The sequence below is a fragment of the Agromyces mangrovi genome, assembly GCF_030296695.1.
Taxonomy (GTDB): Bacteria; Actinomycetota; Actinomycetes; order Actinomycetales; family Microbacteriaceae; genus Agromyces; species Agromyces mangrovi.
The window spans coordinates 524901-540759 of sequence record NZ_AP027737.1 but is presented as its reverse complement, the minus strand read 5'-3'; the positions used below and the strand labels follow the sequence as shown (position 1 = coordinate 540759).

Genomic DNA, 15859 nt, shown 5'->3' with positions numbered 1-15859 from the left:
GCCCCATGGCTGTCGGGGGCATGCAACAGGCGATGGGCGGCGAGGCGCTCGAGGCGGCGACGGGGCGCGACTGGGACGGCTGGTTCGCGGTGCTCGACGCGGCCGGTGCCGCGTCGTGGACGCACCCGGCGACCGTGAAGTGGCTCGTCGCCGAGCACGGCGTGGACCCGTGGTGGACGCAGGGCATCGTCGTCGGGTACCAGCAGGCCCGGGGCATCCGTCAGCCCGGTCAGCGGCAGGACGGCACCTTCGAGGCATCCGTGTCGAAGACCCTGCCGTTCGAGACGGATGCGGCGCTGGACGCCGCGATCGCGGTGGTGACGGCGGAGCTCGGGCGAGCGCCCGATGCGGAGAATCGCACGGCGAAGCATCCGAATGCCCGATGGGCCCTCGACGACGGCGAGAAGCTCGCGGCGCAGGCCACGCCCGGGGGCGCGAAGACGTCGGTCACGCTCACCTGGAGCCGCATGGCCGACGGCGAGCGGTTCGCCGAGGTGAAGGAGCAGCTTCGGGCCTGGCTCGCGCGGGCCGCGGGATAGGTTGGAGCAATGACGCTCGCCGAAGCCACCCCCGTCGTGCACGTGCGGGCGCCCGGCAAGATCAACCTCTTCATGCGGGTCGGCGGGCTCGAGGCCGACGGGTACCACGACGTCGCGACGGCGTACCAGGCGGTGTCGCTCTACGAGGACGTGCGGGCCTACCCGGCGGAGGACATCACGGTCGCGTTCGGCGGGTCGATCGACACGTCGGGGTTGCCGGTCGACGACACCAACCTGGCCATTCGGGCGGCGCGGATGCTCGCTGCCCACGCCGGGGTCGACACCGGCGTGCACCTGGCCATCGACAAGCACGTGCCGATCGCCGGGGGCATGGGCGGCGGGTCTGCGGATGCGGCTGCCGCCCTGGTCGCCTGCGACGCGCTCTGGGAGCTCGGCCTCTCGAAGGAGGACCTGCACGGCTTCGCCGCGCGCCTCGGGGCCGACGTGCCGTTCGCACTGGCGGGCGGCACCGCGATCGGCACCGGACGCGGCGACCGGCTGAGCCCCGCGCTCGCGACCGGCTCGTTCCACTGGGTGCTCGCGATCGCCGAGTTCGGCATCTCGACGCCTGCGGTGTACCACGAGCTCGACCGCCAGCGCGGTGGCGGCGCCCTCCCGGGGCCGCGGCGGCCCGAGGTCGACGCGGCTGTGCTGCACGCGCTGCGGGCGGGCGACCCCTCGCGGCTCGCGGATGCGCTGCACAACGACCTCCAGGCGGCGACGCTCGAGCTCGCGCCCGGGCTCGGCGGCATCCTCCAGCTCGGTGCCGACAACGGCGCGCTCGCCGGCATCGTCTCCGGCTCGGGCCCCACGGTCGCGTTCCTCGCGGCCGACGCCGACGCCGCCCTCGAGCTCCAGGTCGCCCTCTCGGCCTCGCGTCTCACCGCGATCCGCGCCCACGGCCCCGTGCACGGCGCCCGCGTCCTCCCCGCCTAGCGTCTGCGTCCGGCCCCGCGCCGCGGCCCCGCTCGACCGAGTACGCAAACTGCTGCAACCCGCCGCTGTTTCACGCACTTTGCGTACTCCGTCGCGCGGTCCGCGACCGATGTGGCCCACCGAGTACGCAAACTGCTGCAACGCGTCGCAGGTTCACGCACTTTGCGTACTCCGTCGCGGCCGCTGGGCGTTGGAGCGTATCCTCCGCGGACACCGAGTACGCAAACTTCTTCAATCTGTCGCCGATTCGCGCACTTTGCGTACTCGGTCGCGTGCGAGTTGCGGACGCGCCTACACGTTCGCGCCGCGGGAGCGGAGTCGGGCACGGATGCGCTCCACCGTCTGCTCTGGGGTGTCGAACACGTCCTTCGACGTGACCTGCACCGTCGTCCAGCCGAGGTCGGCGAGCTTCTCGCGGCGCTCGATGTCCTTGCGCCCCTGCACCGGCTCGAAGTGGTGCTCGCCCTCGTACTCGACCGCGACCTTGAACCCGGGGTAGGCGAGATCGACGATCGCGACAAGTTTGCGCTCGTTGTCGTAGACACGGTGGTTCAACTCGGGCTCCGGGAGCCCGCCGCTCACGATGACGAGCCGAGTTCGGGTCTCCATGCGGGAGACTGCGCCGTAGCGGATGTCGCGGAGCGCCGCCCGCAGCTGCATCACGCCGTTGCTCCGCGATCGCGCGTCGACCGCAGCCTCCAACTCTGCGATCGTCGCGAGCGGCTCGTCATCGTCGTCGACCGGCTGGCGCCCGGTGACGAAGAAGTCGCCGACCGCGACGAGATCCTCATGCGACAGGATGCCCACGAGCTCGCACCAGGCATCGGCAGGAGAGGAGACCCGCAGTGCCTTAGCTCCCTGCACACGTACTACTTGCTTCGCGCGCCGTCGGATACCGCGAACGCCAGAGCACCGGGGGAGCCCTTTGTCCGTGTGGCCCGACACATGGAGCGGCTGCACTTCGGCGGGACGCATCGGGACGGGTGCGCTGTAGATGATCGCGGCCGTCAGACCGGCGAATGCGTGGTGATCGGGCATCCGCACGGCGTACACCGCTGCCCGGTCGAGGTGACTCGCCGGCGCCTCAGCCGTGCGGGAGCCGTGATAGGGCGCTTCGAGGTCCCGTGCGCGGAGTCGCCCGCGCTTCACGCCGTGTTCGTCGGCGGTCGAGACGCGGAACGGCGCCGAGGCGAGCGGGGCTGGGAGCGGCGTGGGTCGGCGTGCCATGCGATCACGATGTGTCACGCATGGACGACGGCGGCGTGGGCGACCTGCCGCTGCCCGACTCGCGTGACGTGCACGCTTGTGGAGGACGCAGAGCGCGCTCTGTCTGGCCGGCGGAGTACGCAAAGTGCGGAAACGCCTTCTGCGTTCCCGCGCTCTGCGTACTCGGTCGCGCGCGCGAACGGGGACGGAGTACGCAGAGCGCGGAAACGAATGGTGGATTGCAGCAGTTTGCGTACTCGGTCGGGCGCGGGCGGCGCGGGGCGCGGCGTGAGGAGCGGAGCGCGCAGCGCGCGCGGGTAGGCTCGGACGGTCATGGCACACCTCCTCGGCGGCGAACGGCTGCACCTCGAGTACCCCACCCGCGTCGTCTTCGACGAGGTGACGGTCGGGCTCGACGAGGGCGACCGGGTCGGCATCGTCGGCCGCAACGGCGACGGCAAGTCGACGCTGCTGCGGCTGCTCGCGGGCAGGCTGGAGCCGGATGCCGGGCGGGTCACGCAGCGGCGAGGCATCCGTGTGGGCATGCTCGACCAGGCCGATACCGTCGACCCGGCGCACACCGTCGCGCACGCGGTCGTCGGCGGCATCGACGAGCACGAGTGGGCGGGCGACGCGCGCACGCGCGACGTGATCGGCGGGCTGCTCGCGGATGTGCCGTGGCAGGCGCGCGTCGGCGACCTGAGCGGCGGCCAGCGGCGCCGCGTCGCGCTCGCCGCGCTGCTCGTCGGCGACTGGGACGTGCTGTTCCTCGACGAGCCGACGAACCACCTCGACGTCGAGGGCATCGCGTGGCTCGCCGCCCACATCAAGACGAGATGGCCCGCCGGCCAGGGTGCGTTCGTCGTCGTCACGCACGACCGCTGGTTCCTCGACGAAGTGTGCACGGCGACGTGGGAGGTGCACGACCGCATCCTCGAGCCGTTCGAGGGCGGCTACGCGGCGTACATCCTCCAGCGCGTCGAGCGCGACAAGATGGCGGCGGCATCCGAGGCGAAGCGCCGCAACCTCGCCCGCAAGGAGCTCGCGTGGCTCCGCCGCGGCGCCCCGGCCCGCACGAGCAAGCCGAAGTTCCGCATCGAGGCGGCGAACCAGCTCATCGAGGGTGAGCCGCCGGTGCGCGACAGCGTCGAGCTGTCGAGCCTCGCGGTCGCGCGCCTCGGCAAGGACGTCGTCGACCTGCTCGACGCCGGGGTCGAGGTGACGGATGCCACGAGCGGCACGCCCCGCCAGATCCTGCGCGACATCGAATGGCGCATCGCCCCGGGCGAGCGCACCGGCATCCTCGGCGTGAACGGCGCGGGCAAGTCCACGCTGCTCGGCCTCGTCACGGGCGCGGTCGAGCCGACCAGCGGACGCGTGAAGCGCGGCAAGACGGTGCGCATCGCGAGCCTCACGCAGCAGCTCGACGAGCTGGAGGGCCTCGGCGACGAGCGCGTCAGCGCGATCATCGGCCGCCAGAAGTCGAGCTACGTCGCCGGCGGCACCGAGCTCACGCCCGGCCAGCTGCTCGAGCGCCTCGGATTCACGAGTGCGCAGCTCTCGACCCCGGTGAAGGACCTCTCGGGCGGGCAGAAGCGCCGCCTGCAGCTGCTGCTCATCCTGCTCGAGGAGCCGAACGTGCTCATCCTCGACGAGCCCACGAACGACCTCGACACCGACATGCTCGCCGCCATCGAGGACCTCCTCGACACCTGGCCCGGCACGCTCCTCGTCGTGAGCCACGACCGCTACCTCGTCGAGCGCGTCACCGACCAGCAGTACGCCGTCATGGAGGGCCACCTCCGCCACCTGCCCGGCGGCGTCGAGCAGTACCTCGAGCTGCGCAGGCGGTCGACGGATGCCGGTGCCGGCGCGTCCGCCGTCGCCGCAGCGACCACCACGCAGGCGCCCGCCACGCCGGCCGCGTCGGCGCTCACCGGCGCCGCGCGCCGCACCGCCGAGAAGGAGCTCGCGTCGATCGACCGGCGGCTCGAGAAGCAGCAGCGCGAGATCGCTGAGGCGCACGAGCGCCTGGCCGCGCACGACCAGACGGACTTCACCGGGCTCGGCGTGCTCACCGTGGAGCTCGGTGAGCTCGAGGCATCCGTCGCCGACCTCGAGACCCGGTGGCTGGAGCTGAGCGAGCAGCTCGAGGCGTAGACGGCAGGGGCGAGCGGATGCCCCTGGGCCGACCTACGTGCCGAGCTCGTCGAAGCCCAGGCTGAGCTTGCGCAGCAGGTTCGCGAGGCGATTGCGCTCGGCTGCCGGCAGCGATCCGAGCAGTTCGGCCTCGGCGTCGACGAGACGCGTGATGGCGGCGTCGACGCGGTTGAGCCCGGCGGTCGACATGACGACGAGGATGCCGCGGCCGTCGTTCGGGTCCGTCTGGCGCGACACGAGCCCGCGCTCGACGAGGCGGTCGATGCGGTTCGTCATGGTGCCGCTCGAGACGAGTGTCTGCTGCAGCAGCGCCTTCGGGGAGAGGCGGTACGGCTCGCCGGCGCGGCGCAGCGCGGAGAGCACGTCGAACTCCCACGACTCGAGCTCCGAGCGGGCGAACGCGGTGCGCCGGGCGCGGTCGAGGTGCTTCGACAGGCGCGCGACCCGGCTCAGCACCTGCAGCGGCGCGAAATCGAGGTCGGGTCGCTCGCGCTCCCAGTCGTCGACGATGCGGTCGACCTCGTCTGCCTCGGCCATTCGTCCAGTATCGCGGGTCACGAGTGCGGTGCGTCGCCGGACGGCGCCGAGCCGGAGGCATCCGCCCCCTGCCCCTTGCGCGGCAGCAGTCGCAGCGCCAGCAGCAGCGCGGTGAGCGGCACGATCGCCATGACGAGGCTCGTCCACTGCAGCCCGTGCGCGAACGGCACCCGGATCGCCTCGGTGAGCGCGGCGAGCGTGTCGGGGTCGAGCACCTGGTTGGCGCCGCCGCCGGCGCTCGTCGCGCCGCCGCTGGTCGACGCGAGCGCCTCGCGCACGTCGTCGTCCGTGAGCCCTGCGCGATCCATCTCGGCCGACGTGGTCATGCGCAGCAGGATCGTCGCGACGACCGTGTACACGACCGGCCCGAGCGAGTAGGCGGTCTGGCCGACGCCCGACTTCACGCCGGCGATCGAGCCGCCGAGCTCGCGCGGGGCGTAGCTCATCATGAGGTTCGCGACCGGCGTCTGCGTGAGCGCGTTCGACACCGACATCATCGTGAACGCGATGACTACGACCCAGATCGGGGTGTCGACGCCGAGCGCGGCGAATGCGAAGCACGTGAGCGTGCAGGCGCCCAGGCCGATCGCGAGCGCGGTGCGCGACCCGAGCGCGGTGATGAGGCGCCCCGCCCACCCGGCCGCGAACGCCTGCACGATCGCGGCGGGCACCATGAGCAGCCCGAGCACGGCGGTCGACGCCCCCTGCACGACCACGAGGTAGTACGAGACGAGCAGCGTGAACCCGCCGTTCAGGAAGTTGTAGGTCGCGACGCCGCCGACGGCCGCGTTGAACGGGCCGCGCGAGAACAGCCGCAGGTCGAGGGCCGGCTGCGCGACCCGCCGCTCGACGACCACGAACAGCACGGCGCCCACGATGCCGATCCCGAGCGGCACGAGCGAACCAACGTTCAGGCCGTCCTGCAGGCGCGAGATGCCGTACACGAGCCCCACGAGGGTGACGGCGGCGAGCAGGATGCCCGCGAGGTCGAGCCGCCGCCCCTCCGCCTTCGGGATCGGGTCGATGAACCGCCAGGCCAGCCCGGCCGCGAGCAGCGCGAACCCGGCGAACACGAGGAACCCGTTGCGCCAGTCGGTGCCCGCCGAGACGAGCCCGGCGATCGCGGGCATCGGCGCGGTGCATGCGAACGCCATCGCGAGGTACATGCCGATGGCGCGCGGGCGCTGCTCGGGCGTGAACGACGCGTTCACGATGGTGAGCGACAGCCCCAGCAGGAACGCGAACCCGATGCCCGCGACCGCGCGCGCCGCGATCAGCAGCGGGAACCCGCCGGGCACCCAGACGAGCACCTCGCCGATCGCGGTGATGATGCCGCCGACGATGAACATCTGCTTCTTGCCGCGGATGTCGCCCAGCACGCCCGCACCCAGGATGGTAGCCGCGAGCACCAGGGTCGCGAGCGACGCGATGAACGCCGTCTCCGCGCCGTCGAGCCCGAGGTCGGTGCGCACGAGCGCGATGTTGGCCGAGAACACGGCGGGGTCGGCGCCGGTGACCGCGAAGCCCATGCCGCAGCCGATGAGCAGCAGCCACTGGCGCCGGGTGAAGCGAGCGGATGCGGGTGCCTCGACGCCGCTCACACCGACCACGCCCGTGTCATCCGCGGCATCCGTACCCCCGACCTGAGATCGCCGACACGGCCGAACCTACACCCTTCCGAAGGGCAGCGTCCGGCTGCTAGCGTCAGCCGTGTCGGGGGACGGACGGGGGAGCTCGTGAGCAGGCAGGCGCCGGGAAGCACGGCAACGAAGGGCACCACCGCGGCACTGATCGCACTGACCGCGGCCTCGTGCCTGCAGGTCGTCGATCCGACAGCGAACAACATCGCGATCGTGGGCGCGGGCACCGAGCTCGACATGTCGTCGTCGGAGCGGGCCTTCGCCGCCAGCGTCGGCACGCTCGCGCTCGCCGCGTTCATCCTCACCACGGGGTCGCTCGGCGACCGGCTCGGCCGGCGCAGGGTGATGCTCGCCGGACTCGTCGTAGCTGCGGCGGGCGGCGTGATCACGGCGATCGCCCCGACCACCCTGATCTTCATGTCGGGCCGGGCGATCACGGGCATCGGCATCGCCGCCTCGTTCGGCCTGAGCTTCGCGCTGCTGCGCGAGGTGCTGCCGAATCAGATTCCGAAGGCGGTCGCGTTCTGGCTCGCCGGGCAGACCGCCGCGGCGCTCATCCTGGGGGTCGTCGCTGGCTGGATGGCCGGCTTCGGCTGGCGCTACGGCTATCTCCTGCTGCCGATCGTCGCAGTGATCGCACTCCTCATGTGCCTGCGCGGGCTGCCCGAGGCGAAGGCGAACGACCCCGGCCCGTTCGACTACGTCGGACTCAGCATGATCGCGATCACCATGGTCGGGGTCATCTACGGGCTCTCGGGCGCGGCCGAGTCGGGCTGGGTGTCACCCCAGGTGCTGATCCCCGTCGGGGTTGGTCTGGTGGCGTTCGTCGTCTTCGTCTGGTGGGAGGCCCGCTCGTCGCATCCGGCCTTCCCGGTCAAGCTCTTCAAGGACCCGGAGCTCGCAGGCTCGGTCGCCGTCGGCTTCTCGTTCAACATGTGGCAGGCCGTCGTCATGATCCAGCTGTCGATGCTGTGGCAGTACGTGTTCCTCTACCAGCCGCTGCAGGTGAGCCTCGGCCAGTTGCCGATGAACATCGCCATGGTGATCGGCGCGATCGTGGCCGGCCGCCTGCTGTCGAAGGGCATCCCCGCCTCGCTGAACCTCATCGTCGGGCACGTGCTGCTGATCGGCACGCTCGTCTGGATGGGCTTCTCGGGCACGTCGACCCCGTACATCTTCTTCGCGATCCCCATGGTCATCGGTGGGTTCGCCCGCATGCTCAACGAGACGACGATGGGCCAATACTTCGTGGCGAAGCCGCCGCCCGCGCTCACCGGCGCGATGGCGTCGTCGAAGACCGCGATCGGTCAGATGAGCTTCGCGCTCGGCACCGCGCTCAGCTCGACCTTCCTGTTCGGCCAGTACGGCCGCGGCATCGCCGAGGCGTTCGCCCAGGCGAACGTCGAGCCCGCGCAGCAGGGCTATTACACGGGCATGATCACCTCGTACGTCTCGGGCGGCGACCTGTCGGACTACGACCCTGCCGAGGTCGAACGGGTCATCGGCGAGGCATCCGATGTCTTCGTCGGCTCGTTCAACACGACCATGTTCATCTTCGCCGGCATCCTCACCGTGCTGGCGGTGATCTCGACGCTGTTCTTCGCCCGCGCAAACGCCATGCGCAAGGCGGGCACGCTGGTCGACGGCCCGCTCACGCTCGACGGCACGCCCGTGGCACTCGCCGCAGGCGGCGGGGAGGGGCAGTCGAATGCCTCGCCGAAGCCGGACCCCGATGAGAACGACCGAACCTGAACCACTGCACGATCGGATGCCTCGGAGGCAGCAATGACCGCACCAGACCTCATCCTCACCGGCGGCACCGTCATCACCGTCGATGACGCCGACACGATCGCGGAGGCGGTGGCCGTGACCGACGGGCTGATCACCGCCGTCGGCTCGGCCGACGAGATCGCCGCGCTCGCGGGCCCCGACACGACCACGGTCGACGTGGGCGGCAAGACCGTGATCCCGGGCTTCGTCGACGGGCACAGCCACGTCTCGATGGGCGCGCCGTACATCAAGCACGCGGCGCTGCAGCCCGCTCCGACGGGCGACGTGCGCACCGTCGCCGACATCCTGCGGAAGCTCCACGACGCGAAGGACCGCAACCAGCCGGCGCCGGGCGAGTTCGTCATCGGCTGGGGCTACTACCCCGACGAGATGGAGGACGACGGGGTGCTCACCGCCGACATCCTCGACCGCGAGTTCCCGGAGCACCGGGTCGCGGTCGTGCACATCTCCGGGCACGGCGGCGTCGCCAACACGCGCGTGCTCGAGGATCACGGGTTCGTCGACGGCGTCGACGACCCGGACGGCGGCACGATCGTGCGCTATCCGGGCACGCGGAAGCCGAACGGCGTGCTGTGGGAGCAGGCGTGGATCCCGCTCGTGTTCGGCCTCCTCGACTACGAGGAGTCGGCCATGTTCCAGATGCTGCGCGAGTACGCGCGGTGGGGCGTGACGACGGTGCAGGACGGCGCTGCGTCGATGGAGCAGGTGCACCAGGTGCGCGACCTCGCCGACGGGGCGGGCATCCCGGTCGACGTGCGCTCGCTCGTGGTGTTCACCGACTTCCAGGAGGGCCTCGAGTCGGGGCTCATCGGCACCACCTCGAACGGGCACACCGTGCAGGGGCTGAAGCTCATCCTCGACGGCTCGCCGCAGGGGCGTACCGCGAACGTCACCGAGGAGTACGTCACCGGCGGGCCCGGCGGGGAGCAGCACTGGCACGGCCTCGCGGTCATCGACCAGGCGACGACCGACCAGCTCGTCGAACTCGCCTACCGCAACGGCGTGCAGGTGTTCGCGCACACGAACGGCGACGGGGCGGTCGACCAGCTGCTCACGGCGCACCGCAACGCCGTCGCGGCCGGCGCGACCCCGCCCGGGCGCACCGTGCCGATCCACTCGCAGGTCATGCGCATCGAGCAGCTCGACGACTACGTCGCCGAGGGGTTCGAGCCGTCGATGTTCACGGTGCATACGTACCTGTTCGGCGACACGCACATCCGCAACTTCGGCGAGCGGCGCGCGTTCGGCATCTCGCCGATGCGCACCGCGATCGACAAGGGCCTGAAGCCGACGAACCACTCCGACTACCCGATCACGCCGATCAACCCGCTGCTGCTGCTGTGGTCGTCGGTCGTGCGCCGCTCGTCGGGCGGCGTGGTGCTCGGCGAGGTGCAGCGCGTCACTCCGCTCGAGGGCCTGCGTGCCCTGACGATCAACGGCGCCTACGAGCACCGCACCGAGCATGACCGCGGCTCGATCGAGGTGGGCAAGCTCGGCGACCTGGTCGTGCTCGACGCGAACCCGCTCGAGGTCGACCCCGACGCGATCCGCGACATCGCCGTCGTCACCACCTACAAGCGCGGCGAGGTCGTCTACCAGGCGTGACGGCTGGTTCGACCTAGGGAAGCAGCTCGAGCATCTGCGGTCGCGCCTTCATCGCATGGATGACCAGCTCGTTGCCGCTGTCGAAGGTCAGCACCACCGTCTCGAGCAGGCGACCCTGCGTGTCGAATCCGAGACGCAGCTGACGGGCGGGGGAGTCGTCGTCGAGATCCTCGATCCAGAGGGGCCAGGATGCCGCCTGCGTCGCGTCCTCGGCCGAGATGCCGTGCTTGAGCGCGCCCGCGTGGACCTTCACGCGGCGTAGGCGGCGATCGCGTCGCGGATGAGCTCGGAGCGCGTCTTGTGCTCGCGTTCCGCTCGCGCATCGAGGGCGGCGAGTTCCTCACTCGTGAGCCGCAGTGCCACAACTTGCGACGGCTCCGCGCCGCGCCCGGGGCGCCCACGCCCTCGCTTCTTCAGAGCAGTGACGTCGTAGCCTGCCTCCGCCTCGGCAGCCCACTCGGCGATCTGGTCTTCGGTGACCGGCACTCCGTCGATCGACTCGCGCTCACTCATGGTGATAGTGTAATACGAAAATAAGCACCGTGCGAGAGCCCCGCTCGCCGACACCGCCTGGCGCACCCCCGCATGGCAGACTTGGACGCGCGCGTGCCCGCCTGCGGGAGCGCGCGGTCCGCCATGGTGTAACGGCAGCACGACAGCCTTTGGAGCTGTGAAGTCCAGGTTCGAATCCTGGTGGCGGAGCATGACCGATGAGAAGCTCGCCGTCGTCGTACTCGCCGCCGGGCAGGGCACGCGCATGAAGTCCGCCACCCCGAAGCTGCTGCACCCGCTCGCGGGCGCGCCGATGATCGCGCACGTGCTCGCCACGGCGCGCGAGCTCGACGCCGCCTACGTCGTCGCGGTGGTGCGACACGAGCGCGACCGGGTCGCCGAGGCGATCCTCGCCGAGTACCCCGACGCGATCATCGTCGACCAGGACGAGGTGCCCGGCACCGGCCGCGCCGTCGAGCAGGCGGTCGCCGCACTGCCCGACGACTTCGACGGCGACGTGCTCGTGCTGAACGGCGACGTGCCGCTGCTGAACGCGGGCACGCTGCACGGGTTCCTCGCGCGCCACCGCGACGCGACGGCCGCCGCATCCGTGCTCTCGGCCGTCTACGACGACGCCACGGGCTACGGCCGCATCGTGCGCACGGCCGAGGGGGCGCTCGACCGCATCGTCGAGCAGAAGGATGCGACGAGCGAGGAGCTCGCCCTGCAGGAGGCGAACGCCGGGGTGTACGCGTTCGGCGTGCAGGAGCTGCGCGACCAGCTCGCGAACCTCACCACCGACAACGCACAGGGCGAGAAGTACCTCACCGACATGATCGCGCTGCTGCGTCGCGCGGGCTCCGAGGTGTCGGCCGTGCCGGTGTCGGAGCCGTGGCTCGTCGCCGGCGTGAACGACCGCGCGCAGCTCAGCGAGGCCGCCCTCAGGCTGAACGCCCTCATCATCCGCGGCTGGCAGCTGAACGGCGTGACCGTGCAGGACCCGGCGTCCACCTGGATCGACCTGAAGGCGCGCATCGCGCCCGACGTGACGATCCTGCCCGGCTCGCACATCCAGGGCGCGACCGTCATCGAGGCGGGCGCCGTGATCGGCCCCGACACCACCCTGCTCGACTGCGAGGTCGGGGCGGGGGCGACGGTGAAGCGAACGGATGCCACCCTGTCGGCCATCGGCCCAGGGGCATCCGTCGGGCCCTTCTCGTACCTTCGCCCGGGCACCGCGCTCGGCGCGGACGGCAAGATCGGCACGTTCGTCGAGACGAAGAACGCCACGATCGGCGAGGGCAGCAAGGTGCCGCACCTGTCGTACGTGGGCGACGCGACGATCGGCGAGGGGGCGAACATCGGCGCCGGCTCGATCTTCGCCAACTACGACGGGGTGAACAAGCACCACTCGGAGATCGGCTCGCACGTGCGGACCGGGTCCCACGGCGTGTTCGTCGCGCCCATTAGGATTGGCGACGGAGCGTACACGGGAGCGGGGACGGTCGTGCGCAAGGACGTACCGGCCGGCGCGCTCGCGGTGAACGTCGCCCCCCAGCGCAACCTGCCGGGGTGGGTGCAGGAGCACCGACCCGGGTCGGCCGCAGCGGAGGCGGCGGAGGCCGCGACCCCTGCTGCAACGGACGACGAGACGGACGCCGGCTGAGCCGGGGGAGGGACCACCAGCGGATGTCGAGCATCACGAGCAAGACCACGAAGCAGCTCGTCCTTGTGACGGGCCGGGCGCACCCGGCACTGGCCGAGGAGATCGCGCGGGAGCTCGACACCGAGCTCGTCGAGTCGGACTCGCGCACCTTCGCCAACGGCGAGATCTACGCGCGCTTCAGCCAGAGCGTGCGCGGCTGCGACGTGTTCGTCATCCAGTCGCATCCGTCGCCCATCAACGAGTGGCTCATGGAGCAGCTCATCATGCTCGACGCGTTGAAGCGGGCTTCCGCCAAGCGCATCACCGTCGTCTCGCCGTTCTACCCGTACGCCCGGCAGGACAAGAAGGGCCGCGGTCGCGAGCCCATCTCGGCGCGCCTCGTCGCCGACCTGTACAAGACCGCCGGCGCCGACCGCATCATGTCGGTCGACCTGCACGCGGCGCAGATCCAGGGCTTCTTCGACGGCCCCGTCGACCACCTCTTCGCCATGCCGGTGCTGCTCGAGCACTTCAAGAAGAAGCTCGACCCCGAGACGCTCACGGTCGTCTCGCCCGACATGGGCCGCGTGCGCGTCGCCGACATCTGGAGCGACAAGCTCGGCGCGCCGCTCGCCATCATCCACAAGCGTCGCGACCCGCTGGTGCCGAACCAGGTCTCGGTGCACGAGATCGTCGGCGAGGTCGAGGGCCGCACCTGCCTGCTGGTCGACGACCTCATCGACACCGGCCGCACCATCGTGAAGGCCGCCGAGGCGCTGAAGAAGAACGGCGCGACCAACATCGTCGTCGCCGCGACGCACGCGGTGTTCTCGCCGCCCGCGACCGAGCTGCTGCAGAGCGAGTTCATCGACGAGGTCGTCGTCACCGACACCCTGCCGCTGCCGCCCGAGAAGCACTGGGACCGCCTGACCGTGCTGTCGATCGCGCCGCTGCTCGCGCGCGCGATCCACGAGGTCTTCGACGACGGCTCCGTCACCAGCATGTTCGACGGGGCTGCATAGGCATGTCGGATGCCTCCGGCAAGGCCTGGCTCGCAAGCTACGCGCCGGGCGTGCCGCACCACCTCGACGCGCCCACGGGGTCGCTGATCGACCTCATCCACGAGTCGGTCGCGCAGTATCCCGACCGGCCTGCGCTCGAGTTCTTCGGCCGCGTCACGACCTACGCCGAGCTCGGCGAGCAGATCGACCGCGCCGCCGAAGGCCTCCGCAAGCTCGGCGTGCAGCCCGGCGATCCAGTGGCGATCGTGCTGCCGAACTGCCCGCAGCACATCGTTGCGTTCTACGCGATCCTCCGCCTCGGCGCGATCGTGGTCGAGCACAACCCGCTCTACACGCCGCGCGAGCTGCGCCACCAGTTCGAGGACCACGGCGCACGCGTCGTCGTCGCCTGGAGCAAGGTCGTCGAGACCATCCAGGACTTCCCCGACGACATCGCCCAGCGGCACATCGTCTCGGTCGACGTCACCCGCGCGATGCCGTTCGGCACCCGCGCGGCGCTGCGCCTGCCGATCGCGAAGGCCCGCGAGGCGCGCGAGGCGCTCACCACGGACGTGCGCGACACCGTGACCTGGCGCGAACTCGTGGCATCCGATCGCATCGAGCCCCACATCCACGCGCCGCGTGTCGGCGACGTGGCGCTCATCCAGTACACGAGCGGTACCACCGGCCGGCCGAAGGGCGCGACGCTCACGCACGCGAACCTGCTCGCGAACGCCGCGCAGGCGCGCGCGTGGGTGCCCGAGATCCCGCGCGGCACGTCGGTCGTCTACGCCGTGCTGCCGATGTTCCACGCCTACGGGCTGACGCTCTGCCTCACCTTCGCGATGAGCATGGGCGCGCGACTCGTGCTGTTCCCGCGCTTCGACCCCGACCTCGTGCTGAAAGTGGTGCGCAAGCACCCGCCGACGTTCCTGCCGGCTGTGCCGCCGATCTACGAACGCCTGACCGCGGCCGCGGCCGAGCAGGGCGTGTCGCTCGAGGGCATCTCGATCGCGATCTCGGGGGCGATGCCGCTGTCGGCATCGGTCGTCGAGCCGTGGGAGGCGAAGACCGGCGGGTACCTGGTCGAGGGGTACGGACTGTCGGAGACCTCGCCGGTGCTCATGGCCAACCCGGTCGCGACGACCCGCCGCGCGGGCACCGTCGGCCTGCCGCTGCCAGACACCGAGGTGCGTGTGGTCGACCCGGATGCGCCGACCGAGGACGTGCCGGCCGGCGAGCGCGGTGAGCTCGTCGTGCGCGGCCCGCAGGTGTTCAGCGGGTACTGGAACCGCCCCGAGGAGACGGCCGAGGTGTTCGTCGACGACCCCAACGGCGGCGCGCCCTGGTTCCGCACCGGCGACATCGTGACGATCGACGACGGCGGCTTCGTGCGCATCGTCGACCGCATCAAGGAGCTCATCATCACGGGCGGCTTCAACGTCGCGCCGAGCGAGGTCGAAGACGTCATCCGCCAGCACCCCGACGTCGTCGACTGCGCCGTCGTGGGCATGCCCGACGAGCACTCGGGGGAGCAGGTCGTCGCCGCGGTCGTGCTCCAGCCGGGCGCGACGCTCGACCCCGAGGCGATCCGCACCGCCGTGCGCGACCGGCTGACGCCCTACAAGGTGCCCCGCCGAGTCGTCGAGGTCGACGACCTGCCCCGGTCACTGATCGGTAAGGTCATCCGCCGGCAGGTGCGCGAGCAGCTGTAGCTCGGTAGGGCTGTGAGCGGATGCCGCTGAGGCGCCGCTCGCCCGGTAGCCTTTGACGGCCGTCCCGAGCTCGCGGGTTCTCGGCCGTCGACGTCGGAGGTGCACGGGTGATCTCCGCGGTCGGCACGTTCTTCATGGGCACAGCTGCCCTCCTGGGTGGTCTCGCGATCGCGACGTTTCGAGTGCAACTGACGCGGTTCTTCCGTCGGCTCATGCGGCAGACGAGCGTGCCGCTGAGTTCGGGCGTGCTCGCGGTTTCGCCCGCGAGCCACGTCCGCCAGCTCGTCGTGGTGGGCGTGGTCTGGTGTGCGATTGGGATGGTGTTCTTCTCGCAGACCATCCGCTACGTCGGTGAGCAGCCGGCGCTGGCCGGGCCGATCGGCACTGCGGCGATCGTCGTCGCCCTCGTCCTCCTGCTCGCCTTCGTGCTCGCGGCGGTGCTGGTCGTGCGCGCGCGAGGCGAGGATTCTGGACCACGTGGAGGCGGCCTCACGACGACCGAGCTGGCAGCGTGCCTGAGTCTCGTCGGTGTCGTCGTCTTCGCCGTTCTGGCGTTCCTGCTCCTCTGACGAGATCAATCCTAAAGAAGTCT

At 71.0% G+C, this 15859-nt stretch carries 14 protein-coding genes, 1 tRNA gene and 1 pseudogene; 11 read left to right on the top strand and 5 right to left on the bottom strand.

The genetic code is table 11. The features are described from left to right. The first annotated feature begins 5 nt into the window (after positions 1-5). The gene (locus QUE38_RS02535) at positions 6-539 is read left to right on the top strand and encodes a hypothetical protein (RefSeq protein ID WP_286310016.1); all 534 of its coding nucleotides are present in this window, start codon (positions 6-8) and stop codon (positions 537-539) included. A 9-nt stretch (positions 540-548) separates the two neighbouring features. After that, positions 549-1475 carry a 4-(cytidine 5'-diphospho)-2-C-methyl-D-erythritol kinase gene (locus tag QUE38_RS02530; RefSeq protein WP_286310015.1) on the top strand — a complete coding sequence of 309 codons (927 nt, stop codon included), beginning with the start codon at positions 549-551 and terminating at the stop codon, positions 1473-1475. Positions 1476-1766: 291 nt separating this feature from the next. Here the strand turns inward: QUE38_RS02530 and QUE38_RS02525 are convergent, their stop codons facing one another. Continuing rightward, positions 1767-2702: an endonuclease domain-containing protein gene (locus QUE38_RS02525; protein WP_286310014.1), complete on the bottom strand. Its 936-nt coding sequence runs from the start codon at positions 2700-2702 to the stop codon at positions 1767-1769. Between the two features lie 312 nt (positions 2703-3014). On the opposite strand from QUE38_RS02525, the pseudogene QUE38_RS17815 reads away from it, so the two are divergent. Together QUE38_RS17815 and QUE38_RS17810 are read left to right on the top strand one after the other, a co-directional pair. After that, positions 3015-3483, top strand: a pseudogene (locus tag QUE38_RS17815) (ATP-binding cassette domain-containing protein); the annotation flags it as partial. Between the two features lie 191 nt (positions 3484-3674). Then, entirely contained in the window at positions 3675-4841 is a 1167-nt protein-coding gene (locus QUE38_RS17810; RefSeq protein WP_433996965.1) for an ATP-binding cassette domain-containing protein, read from the top strand. 33 nt (positions 4842-4874) lie between these two features. On the opposite strand, the gene QUE38_RS02515 is transcribed toward QUE38_RS17810, so the two are convergent. Together QUE38_RS02515 and QUE38_RS02510 are read right to left on the bottom strand one after the other, a co-directional pair. Further along, complete coding sequence (locus QUE38_RS02515) at positions 4875-5378, bottom strand: MarR family winged helix-turn-helix transcriptional regulator (protein ID WP_286310012.1); 504 nt, start codon at positions 5376-5378, stop codon at positions 4875-4877. A 17-nt stretch (positions 5379-5395) separates the two neighbouring features. Continuing rightward, entirely contained in the window at positions 5396-6988 is a 1593-nt protein-coding gene (locus QUE38_RS02510) for an MFS transporter (RefSeq protein ID WP_286310011.1), read from the bottom strand. A 126-nt stretch (positions 6989-7114) separates the two neighbouring features. Here QUE38_RS02510 and QUE38_RS02505 point away from each other — a divergent pair, with 126 nt between their 5' ends. Both QUE38_RS02505 and QUE38_RS02500 read left to right on the top strand, forming a co-directional pair. Continuing rightward, entirely contained in the window at positions 7115-8770 is a 1656-nt protein-coding gene (locus QUE38_RS02505; RefSeq protein WP_286310010.1) for an MFS transporter, read from the top strand. A gap of 33 nt (positions 8771-8803) precedes the next feature. Further along, positions 8804-10414 (top strand): amidohydrolase, encoded by a 1611-nt coding sequence (locus QUE38_RS02500; RefSeq protein WP_286310009.1) that lies wholly within the window; start codon positions 8804-8806, stop codon positions 10412-10414. 13 nt (positions 10415-10427) lie between these two features. On the opposite strand, the gene QUE38_RS02495 is transcribed toward QUE38_RS02500, so the two are convergent. Both QUE38_RS02495 and QUE38_RS02490 read right to left on the bottom strand, forming a co-directional pair. Continuing rightward, positions 10428-10667 (bottom strand): BrnT family toxin, encoded by a 240-nt coding sequence (locus QUE38_RS02495; protein WP_286310008.1) that lies wholly within the window; start codon positions 10665-10667, stop codon positions 10428-10430. Next, entirely contained in the window at positions 10664-10927 is a 264-nt protein-coding gene (locus QUE38_RS02490; RefSeq protein WP_286310007.1) for a ribbon-helix-helix domain-containing protein, read from the bottom strand. Before QUE38_RS02490 ends, QUE38_RS02495 begins: the two co-directional genes overlap by 4 nt. Positions 10928-11044: 117 nt before the next feature. Between QUE38_RS02490 and QUE38_RS02485 the strand changes: the two genes are divergently transcribed. The 5 genes from QUE38_RS02485 (at position 11045) to QUE38_RS02465 (ending at position 15836) form a co-directional block, all read left to right on the top strand. Next, positions 11045-11116, top strand: a tRNA-Gln gene (locus QUE38_RS02485). Position 11117: 1 nt separating this feature from the next. Further along, positions 11118-12572 (top strand): bifunctional UDP-N-acetylglucosamine diphosphorylase/glucosamine-1-phosphate N-acetyltransferase GlmU, encoded by a 1455-nt coding sequence (gene glmU, locus QUE38_RS02480; protein WP_286310005.1) that lies wholly within the window; start codon positions 11118-11120, stop codon positions 12570-12572. Between the two features lie 23 nt (positions 12573-12595). Further along, a complete protein-coding gene (locus QUE38_RS02475; protein ID WP_286310004.1) occupies positions 12596-13573 on the top strand; it encodes a ribose-phosphate diphosphokinase in 978 nt (325 codons plus the stop codon). Positions 13574-13575: 2 nt separating this feature from the next. After that, positions 13576-15267 (top strand): long-chain-fatty-acid--CoA ligase, encoded by a 1692-nt coding sequence (locus QUE38_RS02470; protein WP_286310003.1) that lies wholly within the window; start codon positions 13576-13578, stop codon positions 15265-15267. 107 nt (positions 15268-15374) lie between these two features. Next, positions 15375-15836 carry a hypothetical protein gene (locus tag QUE38_RS02465; RefSeq protein WP_286310002.1) on the top strand — a complete coding sequence of 154 codons (462 nt, stop codon included), beginning with the start codon at positions 15375-15377 and terminating at the stop codon, positions 15834-15836. Positions 15837-15859: the final 23 nt, after the last annotated feature.

Bases quoted from the DNA above. Each gene is read 5' to 3' on its own strand.
- QUE38_RS02535 (WP_286310016.1), top strand. From the start codon at position 6: ATGGCTGTCGGGGGCATGCAACAGGCGATGGGCGGCGAGGCGCTCGAG.
- QUE38_RS02530 (WP_286310015.1), top strand. From the start codon at position 549: ATGACGCTCGCCGAAGCCACCCCCGTCGTGCACGTGCGGGCGCCCGGC.
- QUE38_RS02525 (WP_286310014.1), bottom strand. From the start codon at position 2,702: ATGGCACGCCGACCCACGCCGCTCCCAGCCCCGCTCGCCTCGGCGCCG.
- QUE38_RS17810 (WP_433996965.1), top strand. From the start codon at position 3,675: ATGGCGGCGGCATCCGAGGCGAAGCGCCGCAACCTCGCCCGCAAGGAG.
- QUE38_RS02515 (WP_286310012.1), bottom strand. From the start codon at position 5,378: ATGGCCGAGGCAGACGAGGTCGACCGCATCGTCGACGACTGGGAGCGC.
- QUE38_RS02500 (WP_286310009.1), top strand. From the start codon at position 8,804: ATGACCGCACCAGACCTCATCCTCACCGGCGGCACCGTCATCACCGTC.
- QUE38_RS02490 (WP_286310007.1), bottom strand. From the start codon at position 10,927: ATGAGTGAGCGCGAGTCGATCGACGGAGTGCCGGTCACCGAAGACCAG.
- glmU (WP_286310005.1), top strand. From the start codon at position 11,118: ATGACCGATGAGAAGCTCGCCGTCGTCGTACTCGCCGCCGGGCAGGGC.
- QUE38_RS02475 (WP_286310004.1), top strand. From the start codon at position 12,596: ATGTCGAGCATCACGAGCAAGACCACGAAGCAGCTCGTCCTTGTGACG.
- QUE38_RS02470 (WP_286310003.1), top strand. From the start codon at position 13,576: ATGTCGGATGCCTCCGGCAAGGCCTGGCTCGCAAGCTACGCGCCGGGC.